Raw genomic sequence first — 12598 nt, forward strand, 5'->3', positions numbered from 1 at the left:
TTTTAGAATTAGCTTAGTTTCGCTGTCGATCGGCTCGTCATGATCAGGTGGGCGTCGCAGGCTCCTTCCCCGGCCGGGCCGGAAGGCTCTGGAACGCGAGTTACGGGGAAAGCCTGGAAAGAGGCCCGGAAAATCGACTTATACCCAAAAGATATCAAATCATTCTTTTATATTCTTTTGTCGTTCAGTCGTTGGGCTGCAAGACTCGGCGCCGAATCATCCATCAAGTGTTGAGAACCCCATGAAAAAACTGACTGCCCTCACTGCCCTTACTCTCGCGATCGTCTCGGGCCTGGCCCACGCCGACCGCCTGGAAGACATCAGGAAATCCGGCGTCCTGCGTGTCGCCGCGTTCGACAGCAACCCGCCATTCGGCTTCATCGACGCCAAGACCAAGCAGATCGAAGGCCTGGACGTGGATTACGCCAAGGCCATCGCCGACAAGCTCGGCGTGAAACTGCAACTGCAACCGACCAACCCGGCCAACCGCGTGCCGTTGCTGGTCGCCAACAAGGTCGACCTGGTGCTGGCCAACTTCACCATCACCCCGGAGCGGGCCGAGCAGGTCAATTTCAGCATTCCCTACTTCAGTTCAGGCCAGCAGTTCATCGTCAAGAAAGGCACTCTCAAGTCCCGCGACGACCTGAACAAGTGGCGCGTCGGCGTCGACAAGGGCACCGTCAACGAAGGCGTGCTGCGCGAGAAATTCCCCGGTGCCAAGGTCGTCGCCTACGACGACACGCCGTTCGCCTTCACCGCCCTGCGCAACGGCAACGTCCAGGCCATCACCCAGGACGGCCCGAAACTGATCGGCCTGCTGGCCAACGTGCCGGACAAGGACAAGTACGAAGTACCGCCCTTCACCATCTCCAACGACCTGATCGGCGTCGGCATTCCCAAGGGCGAAACCGCCCTGACCGACCTGGTCAACCAGACCCTGGTGGAACTGGAAGCCAAGGGCCAGGCGCAGAAGATCTACGACACCTGGTTCGGTCCCGACACCAAGACCCCGCTGGCGCGCCTGTACAAGATCGGCGACAAGAGCTGATCGCCCTCCCCGCCGTACCCCCACAGCCTGCCCGGTTCGCCGTGCGGGCTCTTTGTCTTCTGGATGGACACCGTGATCGATGTTTGGTGAATTGCTCGGCCCGCAGTACCTGAAATGGCTGTTCGATGGATTTGTCCTGACCCTGGCGCTGTCCGCCGTGGTCTGCCTGGTGGCGACCGGGCTGGGCTTTCTGGTGTGCCTGGCACGCCTGTCCGGCTCGCGCTGGCTGGCCTGGCCTGCACGTGGCTACCTGGCGCTGCTGCGCAACACTCCGCTGCTGGTACAACTGTTCTTCTGGTACTTCGGCGTCAGCGCGCTGCTGCCCGAAGAGCTGGTGACCTGGCTCAACCTGCCCCATGAGGTGAGCGTCGCCGGCATGACCCTCGACTGGCCGTCCTTCGAATTCATCGCCGGTTTCTGGGGGCTGATGCTCTACACCTCGGCGTTTATCGCCGAAGAGTTCCGCGCCGGCGTCGCCTCGGTGCGTCCGCAACAGCGCGAAGCCGGCCTGGCCATGGGCCTGCGCCCGGCACAGGTGTGGCGCTACGTGGTATTGCCGCAGGCCCTGCGCACGGCCCTGGGGCCCTTGCTCGGGCAATACATGAACGCCCTGAAGAACTCCTCGCTGACCATGGCCATCGGCCTGGCCGAGCTGTCCTACGCCTCGCGCCAGGTCGAGACCGAGACCTTCAAGACCTTCCAGGCGTTCGGCTTCGCCACCCTGCTCTACATCTTCAGCATCGCGCTGATCGAAGCGGCGGGCCAGTGGATCCGCCAGACCCGCCGTTATCGCCAGGGAGCGGCATGAACCATGGACTTTTCCGTCATCACCGACAACCTCGACTACTTCCTGCTCGGCGCCTACCCCAACGGCCCGCTGGGCGGCGCCGCGCTGACCCTGGTGCTGAGCGTGCTGTCCGGCGTCAGCGCGGCCATCCTCGGCCTGGTGCTGGGCATTGCCCTGAGCACCGTCAAAGGCTGGCCGAAAGGTCTATTGATTGCGGTACTGGGTTTCCTGCGGGCGATCCCGGTGCTGATGCTGATCTTCTGGAGCTACTTCCTGCTGCCGATTCTGTTCCACTTCGACATCCCGGCGCTGTTCACCGTGGTCTGTGCCCTGTCGCTGATCGGCGGCGCGTACCTGGCGTACTCGGTGCACGCCGGTATCCAGAGCCTGCCGGCCGGCCAGTGGGCCGCGGCACGGGCACTGGGCATGCGGCCGGTACAGGTCATGCGCCTGATCATCCTGCCCCAGGCGTTGCCGATCATGCTGCCGTCGTTCCTCAACCAGTGGATCTCACTGATCAAGGACACGTCGCTGGCGTATGTGATCGGCGTGGGCGAGCTGTCGTTCGTGGCGACGCAGGTGAGCAACCGGGTGATGGTTCATCCGACGGAAATCTTTGTGTTCGTGGCGCTGGTGTATTTCGTGTTCTGTACCGGCCTCGATCTGCTGGCGGGTGTGCTGACCCGCAAGCAGGCAACCACTCGATAAGCCCAGGCACTGCAGCTCGCTCTCCTGTGGGAGCGGGCTTTCACCGACTATTCGAAGACCAGCACCTCACAGCCCTTGGCCTCGACCATCTCGGCAAACGCCGGCAGCCGTGCGACGAAATCCCGTTCGAACGCCAGGTAACGATCCTGGGTCGGCAGGTAGCGAATCGTCGGCTCGACCCGTGGAATATCCCTGGACGACAGCTTGAGCACCCGGTTGCTGCTCTGGTTCCAGAACCAGGCGATGGTCCGTGTGCCGAAACTGTTGGACTGATAGTTCAGCACCCACCAATCGCCGTGCCCACGGCAAGCCTGCACCCTGCCATGGAAGGTGCGCAGCGTGATCGTGCGCTTGGGCTGCGTGACGAAATACTGTGTCTGCTGGCGCATCTCGCTGCCAAACCCATCCAGCACCGCCCTGCTCGCGCTGCCGGTCACGAAGTTGAAACGCCATGCCTCCAATACCCGCTCGCCCCAACCCGCATCCTCCGGATTCTGGCGCTGGCCCTGGCTGAACAGCAGCACTTCGTCGTTGCCCAGGTACAGGCTGGAGGCCCAGTCCTGGGCACCGCCTGCGGGCATCGGCCGGGCAGCCGCGGCCTGGCCCGGCTGCTCCTCATCCCAGATCCAGCATCGCGGCCCGTTGTATTGCATGAACAGCAAACGACGGGAGCCGATCTGCAGGATCGCCACGTCATCCGGGTACTCGAAAATCACCTCACTGGAGTCCGCGGTGATACGCCAGATACGCGTGAGGTGTTCCGGCTCATACAGGCGCTGGCGTTCGAATATCCGCGAATCCATGACCAGGGTGGTCCACTCGCACTCCGGCCAATCCACCCCCGCCGGACCGAAAGGCTGGATCGCCTGCCCCTGGCAGGTTTCATAGCGGAACCGGTCTTCGCCGTGGCGTTCCCCCCTCTTGACGCGGCGCTTCCACAGGCTGCGCTCGGGCTGGCATGGATGAGTTGCAGGTCCGCCCCGTCCGTGCCATCGGCTCGGTGCTCGAGCATGTCCTGTTCGGTCGGCGGCCATGGGTTGTAATTGATCAGGAAACACTGCCAGTGCTCTTCGTCCTGCTCGGTGATCGAGGCCCAACCGTTGATGTAGTGGGTCTCGTCAACGTAGGTGGCGCCCGGATAGTGGTGCACCTCCTGCAGCCAGTTCAGCTTGCGGCGCTTGCCCCTGGCCTTGTCGGGCTCGGGCACGGACGGCTGTTGTGCGCCGATCAAGGTCGGGGTGAGCCTTGGCTCGCCGTGGTCCTTCTCCCAGTACCGGGCAAAGGCCTGGCGTTGTTCAACAGGCACGATGACCGGCCGATAGTCATCGGCTCCGGCATCCAGGTTCCACACGTCGTAGCCCTGCTGCGCCAACAGGGGCACCAGGGCCTGCAGGCAGACTTCAGCCATTTCGTTGGACAATTCATCCAGCAGCGCCTCGAACCCTGCGCCGGAAAATACGCTGATCTGGGGATAGTAATGCTGGAACAGCGCGAGCAGCTCGCCGCCAGGTATTTTCCAATCGACATGAAGCCGTGGATCGAATGGGGATTGCATCAGCGGCCTTCCTCGGCGATTGGGGTGCACATCTTAGACTCACACCCGTCGGGCCGCCTATCGGCGCCAGGCGACCCCGTTCACAAATAGCGGATGATACGAATCGCCACTCTACAAGTCGCCACTCTACAACGACCCCCTTCCCTGTCCGGTAGCCGGCAATTCCCGGGTCGGCTCCTTCGGCCCGATGAAGAACCAGAGCACCAGGCCCAGCACCGGCACCCAGATCAGCACGACGATCCATAATCCCTTGGTGCCGGCGCTCCGTCCGCTCCTGAGCACACTCCTGATGGCCCACAACTCGACCAGCAACACCACCACCGCCAGGGCGATCCAGACATATTCGATTTGCATGGTTTTCCTCCCTTGTGTCTGACGTTAGGTAGGAGCCAGTGGCGAGGGTTCATTCGGATTTCATGGGGTTTGCGCCTCACTCCCGAAATCCGCGCGAATCGTCGGAATTTACAGCCCATGCTCAGAGAGATATCCTTTTGCCACCCATGAGAATCAGACTCATTTCCTAAAAGGCATCCCGTTGACTCAGCATTCCCACTACCCCACGCCCATGCTCAAGGACAGCGAAACAGGCATCTATTCCAAACCCCGCATCTTCCTGCACTGGTTATCTGCCGCCGTGATCCTGTGGGCGACCTTCAGCGGCTTCGGCGTGACCCTGCTGGATCAGCACGCGCCATTTCGGCAATGGGTCGAGTCGTTCAACCCTCAACTCACCAGCCTTTTCATCCCGTTTTTCGCCTGGCGTCTCTGGCTCGCGATAAAGGCCCCCGCGCACCCCGCCCACCGTGGCTGGCAGGCTCGCCTGGCCGGGCTTGCCCATGTGGCGATCTATGCCACGGTGACTGCCGTGCTGGTCACGGGGTGCTGATGATGAATCACCCGGTGGAGATACTCGATCTGTTCGAGTTGCCACAGTGGGTCCATTCCAGATCCGCGTTGCTGCAACTGCATCAGGAACACCATGTCATGTGCGCACTGCTCGGCGGATTGGTTGCGCTGCACCTGCTGGCGGTGGTGCAACATCAGCTGATGGGAAGATCGGTATTGGGCAGGATGCTCAATCGCCAACCTCGCCCGGAAAACCGATGACATCCCTGCAACGTTGAACCGGCCACTCAGGCTGGGCTCGAAACCTGCTCACGCAACCTACTTTCCCCTTCACCTGTTACCAGCGTGTAGCCGTCTGTTAAACATTGAAAAACAATGTAATTCCATCATCCCGAGGCTTGTAGAGGATCGGCTGTTGCCTATTTACTAACGCAAATTGCCTATCAACCACTTGTCCGCAAAAGTGGTCGAGCGGTTTCTCATCCTGTGACAAGACAGCCCGAACCGAGAGGATTTGCCTGGTGCCCCATCTAACCTTCCGCCGCGCCGAACCGGCTGATTCATCGACCTGCATCAGGATCCGCGGGTTGACGAGAGAAAATGCGTTCACCGAGGAGGATCTGCGCGCCCTGGGGATCACCGTCGAGTCCTGGAGCGCAGGCATCCTGGACGGCAGCGCTCCCGGCTTCGTCGCCTGCGTGGACGGCCAGATCGTCGGCTACTGTTTTGGTGAACGGGATACCGGGGAAATCACCGTGCTGGCCCTGCTACCCGCCTACGAGGGCCAGGGCATCGGTAAACACCTGCTGGCGATGATGACCGATACCTTGCGAGATCAAGGGTTCAAGCGCTTGTTCCTGGCATGTGCCAGCGACCCGAGCGTACGCTCCTACGGTTTCTACCGGCACCTGGGCTGGACCTCGACAGGCACGCTGGATGAAGCTGGAGACGAGATACTGGAAATATCGGTTGGATGATTGTGGATCTCTCAATCACTCATCCCAAACGCCTTATCCAACCCCTTGGCGCCCTTGGACGTCAGACTCAGGGCGCGTGAATCAAGATGACGGCTGACCCAGCCACGCTTGAGCAGCAACTCCAGCAACGCCGCCCCCAACGCCCCACCGATATGCGGGGAACGTTCGCTCCAGTCCAGGCAGGGATAGGCCAGGCGTCGGCGCTGGCGGGACACCGCCTCGACATCGATGCCCAAACGAACCAGGGCGCTGGTTCCCTGTGCCGTCAAGCGGTAATCCCTGCCCGCAGCCTCGATCCAGTTTCCTCGTAACAGCGCGTCATGCAGCCTGACGGCGACCTCTCCCGCGATGTGGTCATAGCAGGTCCTGGCCTGCCGCAAGGTTGAAGGCGTTGCCGACTGGAACGGCACCACATCGCGGGCGCTGATTGCCAATAGCGCCTCCAGGGCCCGAGCCACCTGGGAATTGGCCAGGCGATAGTAGCGATGCCTGCCCTGCACCAGCATTTCAACCAGTCCCTGCTCACGCAGGCGCAGAAAGTGCCCGCTGGCCGAAGACGCACCGATATCAGCCACGGCCGCCAGTTCCGTGGCCGTACGTGCATGACCATCGAGCAGGCTGCAGAGCATTCGTGCCCGTGCCGGATCGGCGATCGCACCGGCGACGGCTGCCAGGGACAGGTCAGTTGTTTCTGCATCCATAGTTCACCATTACATGAAGTATCTCTGTCAGCGCGCATCATACTCGCCAAAAACCTGTTGAAAGGATGCATTCATGAAACAAGCGAATTTTTTTGGCCGAAAGGTCGTGGCAGCGACCTTCCTGATGGCGGTGTTTGGCTGGGGTATCGGTTTCTATGGGCCGCCGATCTTCCTTCACGCGGTGATCCAGCGCACCGGTTGGCCCCTGCCACTGTGTTCGGCGGCAGTTACCCTGCATTTCCTCGCGGGAATCCTGGTAGTGGTGAATCTGCCCCGGCTCTACAGGGGCCTCGGACTTCCTCTCACCACCGTGCTGGGTTCGGTGCTGCTGGGCGTCGGCATCTACGGCTGGTCCATCGCCGCCCAGCCCTACCAACTGTTCATCGCCGCGACCCTGAGCGGCCTGGGCTGGGTCACGCTCGGCGCGGCCGCCGTCAATGCGCTCATCTCTCCCTGGTTTGTGCTCAAGCGCCCATCCGCCCTGGCAACGGCCTATAACGGCGCAAGTATCGGCGGCGTGATTTTCTCCTCGGCCTGGGTGTACCTGATCGAGCGGATCGGCTTCAGCCAGGCGGCCCTCGTGATTGCCAGCGTGTCGACGGCGACCATTGCCGTGCTGGCAATCACGGTGTTCAGGTTCCGTCCGGAAATGCTCGGGCAGTATGCCGACGGTGCCGCACAACCGCCCGTGCAGCCAGCCGTTGCCCCCATGGCCGTAACCACCTCGCTCTGGCGCGATCGTCGCTTCGTCACCCTGGCGGTGGCCATGTCGCTGGGCCTGTTCGCCCAGATCGGGCTGGTCACTCACCTGTTTCTCATCCTGACCGGGCATGTCAGCGAGACCCGTGCCGGGCTGGCGATGGGATTGGCAACGGCAAGCGCAATCGCAGGTCGCACACTGGTGGGCTGGCTGATGCCAGCGGGGGCGAATCGCCGCAACGTCGCCTGCCTGAGCTACGGTTGCCAACTGCTCGGCTGCCTGGTGCTGACTGGGCTGGGAGCTTTCCCCGAGTCGCTGTGGGTCGGGGTCATCCTGTTCGGCGTAGGCATCGGCAACGCCACCTCGCTGCCACCGCTGATTGCACAAGTGGAGTTTCCAGGGGCGCAGACCCAGCGAGTGGTCACGCTGATCGTTGCCACGGCCCAAGGCTGCTATGCCTTTGCGCCGGCCTTGTTCGGTGCGCTCAAGAGCCTGGCCGGCGCCGCACAGGGGGAACTTCTGCTGCTGGGCTGCGCGGCTATGGTCCAGGGCTTGGCGATCCTCTCCCTGCAGTTGGGCAGACAGGAACAAAGGCCTCTGCTACATGAACCGACGGCCTGATCCTTTCATCTTGCCGAGAACCACGCCGTGCTAGATTTTCCGCGTCGCCCCTCAAACACCGGAATGGAACGTGTCACTGACTGCTCGCCGCAAGGCACATGCCGGATTGAGATTTTGCATGGTGCTGTGCACCGCACTCTCGAGCGCCGCCTTCGCTGCCGTGGAACCGGACCCCGGCGGTTCCGGGATCGCCAGTGTCTGCCAACCCTCCGCCAGCAGTCCGTCTGCCAGGCAACTACTGGCTGCGGCGAGTCGGCAACTGAGCGCCACGCCCCAACCGCTGGCCCGTCTGCACACCGAAGGAACCCTGCCAGGCCAGGGCATACGCGAACAGAGCATTGCCGCCGAGAGGGACTGGCCGATCCTGCGTCGGGCAGCACTGGCCTGGCGCCTGAGCGGGGATCCACGCTATCTGAAGCAGGTCGATGAAGGCCTCGCGGCCTGGTTCAGCACCTATCAGCCGGATTTCAATCCGATCGACGAGACCCAACTTGAGCAACTGATCGAGGCCTACACGCTGACCGCCGGACAGTTGCGGCCGCAGACCCGCGAGACCAGTCGCGCCTTCCTGCGCAACCTCGGCAATGGCTACCTGGCCCAGGTCGCCCAGTTCCATGGCGCCAAGGGGGGGACCCATACCAACAACTGGCAGAGCCATCGGGTCAAGCTCGTTACCCTGGCTGCAGCCGCGCTGGCTGACCGCCAGATGCTCAGGCAGGCCTTCGGGCTCTTTCGCCAACAGGTCGCCGATAACCTGCTGCCCGATGGCTCCGTTACCGACTTCAAGGAGCGCGATGCCCTGCACTACGTCGTCTATGACCTAGAGCCACTGGTCCAGGCCGCGCTGGCGGCCCGCCCCTACGGCATCGGCGGCAACTGGCTGGACTACCGCACACCAGGCGGCGCTTGGCTGGCGCACTCGCTCGACTGGCTCACGACCTACGCCAGCGGACAACGCAGCCACCAGGAGTTCGTCCATACCACCGTGAAATTCGACCGTGACCGTGCAGGTGTTGGCGAAAGCGGCTACAGCGGTAGCTGGGAACCGAAAAGCAGCAGCCAGTTGTATTGGCTGGCGGCACAGCTGGACCAGCGTTATCTGCCGCTCGCCCGGCAACTGGCGCCCAACCCGCCGGATTGGCTGGGCGCCTGCTACCTGAAATAGGTGACCCGCGATGTTTGCAAGGTCCCTGGGGGAGCCGGCTTGCTGGCGATAGCAATCGACCCGACGGCTTCAATCACCGAGCAGGCTTGCCGCCCATCGCGGAGCGCCGGCAAGCCGCACCCACGGGGATCGCACACGGCTCAGACCAGGGGTGTTTCCGGACAGGTGTCCGTTAGGCGATATCCAGGGACTTATTGGCGTTAGTCGGAAGGCATCGAACCGGCTAAAGTGCCCATACTGTTTCTGTCCCCGGATAACGCCCCCCATGACCCGACCCCGCTTCCTGCCCGACAACTTCACCCTGACACTGATCAGCGTGGTGATTCTCGCCAGCCTCCTGCCCGCCAGTGGCCAGGTGGCGGTCGGTTTCGGCTGGCTGACCAACATCGCCATCGCCCTGCTGTTCTTCCTGCACGGCGCCAAGCTCTCGCGCGAATCGATCCTCGCCGGTGCCGGCCACTGGCGCCTGCACCTGCTGGTGTTCGGCCTGACTTTCGTGCTGTTCCCGCTGCTGGGCCTGGCGCTCAAGCCGGTGCTCTCGCCGCTGATCGGCGACTCGTTGTACATGGGCATGCTCTACCTCTGCGCCCTGCCCGCCACGGTGCAATCGGCGATCGCCTTCACTTCCCTGGCCCGAGGCAACGTACCGGCGGCGATCTGCAGCGCGGCGGCCTCCAGCCTGTTCGGCATTTTCCTCACGCCGCTGCTGGTGACCCTGCTGCTGAATGTGCATGGCGAGGGTAGCTCCACCCTCGATGCCATCGTGAAGATCAGCGTGCAACTGCTGCTGCCGTTCATTGCCGGCCAGATCGCCCGGCGCTGGATCGGCGCCTGGGTCGGCCGCAACAAGAGCTGGCTGAAGTTCGTCGACCAGGGTTCGATCCTGCTGGTGGTCTACAGCGCCTTCAGCGAAGCGGTGAACGAAGGCATCTGGCACCAGATCCCCGTCCGCGACCTGGCCGGCCTGGTGGTGGTCTGCTGTGTGGTGCTGGGGCTGGTTCTGGCAGCGTCGACCCTGCTGGGCAAGGCCTTCGGCTTCGACCAGGAAGACCGTATCACCATCCTGTTCTGCGGTTCGAAGAAGAGCCTGGCCACCGGCGTACCCATGGCCCAGGTGCTGTTCGCCGGCAGTACCATCGGCGTGCTGATCCTGCCGCTGATGCTGTTCCACCAGATCCAGCTGATGGTCTGCGCGGTGCTGGCCCAGCGCTACGCCAAGCGCCCGGAGTCAGTTGGCGAACTGATGGGCCAGGTCGATCCTTGAAGCCCTGCCAGGGTCACCCCCTGACTGTAGGAGCGTGGCTTGCCCGCGAAAAGGCCCCCAAGCCTCGCGCAGAACCCTAGAATCTCCCACAGAAGGCATTTCCGGTTCCCGCAGGGACGGTGGACCGGATCGGCAGTACCCTTGCCGAGTCAGCGACAGCGGTGCAGCATGTGCCGTACATAACAAGCAGCCATGAGGAAATCCAATGCTTCTGCACCTGTCGACCTGGACCGAGATCGGCCAGTTTCTCGAACGCAGCCGTACCATCGTCGTACCCATCGGCTCCAACGAGCAGCATGGCCCCACCGGGCTGCTGGGGACCGACTGGATGTGTCCGCAGATCATTGCCCATGAGGCGCAGAAAAGCGCCGATATCCTCATCGCTCCGACCTTCAACATCGGCATGGCTCAACACCACCTGGCGTTTCCAGGCACCATCTCGCTGCGGCCGTCGACCTTCATCGCCGCCATCGGCGACTGGGTACGCTCCCTGGCCGGTCACGGCTTCGAGAAGATCCTGTTTCTCAACGGCCACGGCGGCAACATCGCCTCGATCGAGGCAGCGTTCTCCGAACTGTATGCCGAAGCCAGTTTCGCCAGGCGCCGCGCCGGTTTCGCCCTGAAGCTGTGCAACTGGTGGGACCTTGAGGGCGTCGGCGAATTGGCTCGTGAGCAGTTCCCGACCGGCCACGGCAGCCACGCCACGCCTTCGGAGATCGCTGTGACGCAGTGGGCCTATCCGGACGCCATCAAGTCGGCCGAGTACTCGCCGCAGATCGCCAACACCGGGCCGATCCGCGAAGCGCTCGACTTCCGTGCACGCTTCCCGGATGGCCGCATGGGCTCCGACCCGGCCCTGGCCAGCGTGGAAAAGGGCGGCGCTCTGGTGCACCTGGCGGCACAGAGCCTGGTGAAGGAAGTGCAAGCCTTCAGCCGCGAAGCACTCCCGTAGTGACGGCTGGCCTGAACTAGAGCATTGGCACGGCAATCAGCAGGATCGCCGTGCCATGAGTCGCCGTCGAAGCCAGCACGCCATGGCGCATGCGAACCAGCGCACAAGCCAGCCCCTCCAGCAGGGTGAAGAGCAGCACCGGCCAACCCAGTTGGGTAACCGTCAGCGCCAGGAAGGCATGACAGGCGGAAAACGCCACGGCACTGATCAACGCCGCCCGCAGCAGCGACACCTGCTGCTCCAGATAGCCTTGCAGGAACCCGCGAAACAGCACCTCCTCCAGCGCATTGGCGCCATAGGCCAGCACCAGCATTGCGGGGAACCAGCTCCAGTAGCCGGCGATCGCGGCCGGTTCGATGCCCTGATACAGCCGCAACGGCAAGCCGATCAGGCAGCCGATAGCGACACCCAGCACCGGCCCGGCAATACGGTTGCCCTGAACCACACAACCCGTTGCCACAACGACGGCACCCGCCAGGCCAATAGCGCCATCAGCCCCAGGGACAAGCCACCGAGCACGGTCAGCACGAACGGATTGGCGATAAAGCCGATCTGCAGGTCGCCGCTGAGCGACCACAGGCCCAGCGGCGTCATCGCGTCGCGCAGCAGCACGAAGGTCAGCAGCAGGATCATGATGCGCAGGGCCGGCTGGGTCCCAGGCACCAGGCCAAACCAGAACCCGCAAAGCAGCAGGCCGGGTATCAGGTAAAGCCCGTAGTGGATCAGAACGACGAGTCCGTCATGGATCATTCGGCCATCCCTGGTATCGGCGCGCAGTGAGAGGCGTCCGTTTTAGCAAGTTTCCGGCTGTGCGAACAATCCTGAATGTGGCGTGATTCCCTGTGGAAGCTCGCCAGCGTGCAGATATCCGTAGCGTGCATTCAATCGGGGAAACGGAATTCAGGACTGTAATCAGTCTGAAAATAAAAACTTGAGAAGAGATAAAATGGCAGGGGCGGCTGGATTCGAACCAACGCATGGCAGGATCAAAACCTGCTGCCTTACCGCTTGGCGACGCCCCTGTAGATTTGAAGCTGACATTGTCGCTTTCCTTGGCGACCCTGGCGGGCCACTGCGACAACGAGGACAAATGTATCAACCTTTATTCGCGATGGGAAGCCCCATCAGATAAAAAAATTCTTTGAATACAGCTACTTATTTATGGGTGGCCAGCAGACCGCCATTCCCTGATGGCACGCCCCTGGACAAAACACCCTGCCCCCGCCCGTTTGCGATCGGCGCAATCCCGACCTATGGTCCAAACACCACTCCTT

At 62.5% G+C, this 12598-nt stretch carries 14 protein-coding genes, 1 tRNA gene and 1 pseudogene; 10 read left to right on the top strand and 6 right to left on the bottom strand.

Features of this window, described 5'->3' with window-relative positions; all coding sequences use genetic code 11:
- Window positions 1-241: 241 nt before the first annotated feature.
- The 3 genes from ACZ5KU_RS15655 to ACZ5KU_RS15665 all read left to right on the top strand — a co-directional run bounded on the left by ACZ5KU_RS15655 (window position 242) and on the right by ACZ5KU_RS15665 (window position 2543).
- Window positions 242-1048 (top strand): ABC transporter substrate-binding protein, encoded by an 807-nt coding sequence (locus ACZ5KU_RS15655; RefSeq protein WP_054058837.1) that lies wholly within the window; start codon window positions 242-244, stop codon window positions 1046-1048.
- Window positions 1049-1127: 79 nt separating this feature from the next.
- Complete coding sequence (locus tag ACZ5KU_RS15660) at window positions 1128-1856, top strand: amino acid ABC transporter permease (protein ID WP_054058838.1); 729 nt, start codon at window positions 1128-1130, stop codon at window positions 1854-1856.
- Between the two features lie 3 nt (window positions 1857-1859).
- Entirely contained in the window at window positions 1860-2543 is a 684-nt protein-coding gene (locus ACZ5KU_RS15665; protein WP_054058839.1) for an amino acid ABC transporter permease, read from the top strand.
- A 47-nt stretch (window positions 2544-2590) separates the two neighbouring features.
- Here ACZ5KU_RS15665 and ACZ5KU_RS15670 read toward each other — a convergent pair whose 3' ends face one another.
- The 3 genes from ACZ5KU_RS15670 to ACZ5KU_RS15680 all read right to left on the bottom strand — a co-directional run bounded on the left by ACZ5KU_RS15670 (window position 2591) and on the right by ACZ5KU_RS15680 (window position 4452).
- Window positions 2591-3346, bottom strand: coding sequence for a hypothetical protein (locus ACZ5KU_RS15670; protein ID WP_464735803.1), 756 nt, complete (start codon window positions 3344-3346; stop codon window positions 2591-2593).
- Complete coding sequence (locus tag ACZ5KU_RS15675) at window positions 3256-4098, bottom strand: hypothetical protein (protein ID WP_464735804.1); 843 nt, start codon at window positions 4096-4098, stop codon at window positions 3256-3258. Before ACZ5KU_RS15675 ends, ACZ5KU_RS15670 begins: the two co-directional genes overlap by 91 nt.
- 126 nt (window positions 4099-4224) lie before the next feature.
- The gene (locus tag ACZ5KU_RS15680) at window positions 4225-4452 is read right to left on the bottom strand and encodes a PLD nuclease N-terminal domain-containing protein (RefSeq protein WP_054058841.1); all 228 of its coding nucleotides are present in this window, start codon (window positions 4450-4452) and stop codon (window positions 4225-4227) included.
- Window positions 4453-4633: 181 nt separating this feature from the next.
- Here ACZ5KU_RS15680 and ACZ5KU_RS15685 point away from each other — a divergent pair, with 181 nt between their 5' ends.
- From ACZ5KU_RS15685 to ACZ5KU_RS15695, 3 genes are all read left to right on the top strand, one after another.
- Window positions 4634-4984, top strand: coding sequence for a cytochrome b (locus tag ACZ5KU_RS15685; RefSeq protein ID WP_464735805.1), 351 nt, complete (start codon window positions 4634-4636; stop codon window positions 4982-4984).
- A complete protein-coding gene (locus tag ACZ5KU_RS15690; protein WP_464735806.1) occupies window positions 4984-5205 on the top strand; it encodes a hypothetical protein in 222 nt (73 codons plus the stop codon). Before ACZ5KU_RS15685 ends, ACZ5KU_RS15690 begins: the two co-directional genes overlap by 1 nt.
- Window positions 5206-5531: 326 nt before the next feature.
- Entirely contained in the window at window positions 5532-5921 is a 390-nt protein-coding gene (locus ACZ5KU_RS15695; protein WP_416769019.1) for a GNAT family N-acetyltransferase, read from the top strand.
- Window positions 5922-5932: 11 nt separating this feature from the next.
- Here the strand turns inward: ACZ5KU_RS15695 and ACZ5KU_RS15700 are convergent, their stop codons facing one another.
- The gene (locus ACZ5KU_RS15700; protein WP_416769020.1) at window positions 5933-6622 is read right to left on the bottom strand and encodes an ArsR/SmtB family transcription factor; all 690 of its coding nucleotides are present in this window, start codon (window positions 6620-6622) and stop codon (window positions 5933-5935) included.
- Between the two features lie 73 nt (window positions 6623-6695).
- On the opposite strand from ACZ5KU_RS15700, the gene ACZ5KU_RS15705 reads away from it, so the two are divergent.
- The 4 genes from ACZ5KU_RS15705 to ACZ5KU_RS15720 all read left to right on the top strand — a co-directional run bounded on the left by ACZ5KU_RS15705 (window position 6696) and on the right by ACZ5KU_RS15720 (window position 11324).
- The gene (locus tag ACZ5KU_RS15705; RefSeq protein ID WP_416769021.1) at window positions 6696-7943 is read left to right on the top strand and encodes an MFS transporter; all 1248 of its coding nucleotides are present in this window, start codon (window positions 6696-6698) and stop codon (window positions 7941-7943) included.
- Window positions 7944-8061: 118 nt separating this feature from the next.
- On the top strand, window positions 8062-9108 hold the full coding sequence (locus tag ACZ5KU_RS15710; protein ID WP_416769022.1) for an alginate lyase family protein: 1047 nt from the start codon (window positions 8062-8064) through the stop codon (window positions 9106-9108).
- A 265-nt stretch (window positions 9109-9373) separates the two neighbouring features.
- Window positions 9374-10372 (top strand): bile acid:sodium symporter family protein, encoded by a 999-nt coding sequence (locus ACZ5KU_RS15715; RefSeq protein ID WP_054058846.1) that lies wholly within the window; start codon window positions 9374-9376, stop codon window positions 10370-10372.
- A 205-nt stretch (window positions 10373-10577) separates the two neighbouring features.
- Window positions 10578-11324, top strand: coding sequence for a creatininase family protein (locus tag ACZ5KU_RS15720; RefSeq protein WP_416769023.1), 747 nt, complete (start codon window positions 10578-10580; stop codon window positions 11322-11324).
- A 16-nt stretch (window positions 11325-11340) separates the two neighbouring features.
- On the opposite strand, the pseudogene ACZ5KU_RS15725 reads toward ACZ5KU_RS15720, so the two are convergent.
- Together ACZ5KU_RS15725 and ACZ5KU_RS15730 are read right to left on the bottom strand one after the other, a co-directional pair.
- Window positions 11341-12074: pseudogene (locus tag ACZ5KU_RS15725) on the bottom strand (CPBP family intramembrane glutamic endopeptidase).
- A 197-nt stretch (window positions 12075-12271) separates the two neighbouring features.
- A tRNA-Gln gene (locus ACZ5KU_RS15730) sits at window positions 12272-12346 on the bottom strand.
- Between the last annotated feature and the right edge of the window lie 252 nt (window positions 12347-12598).

Source organism: Pseudomonas sp. Tof1, from assembly GCF_055390395.1.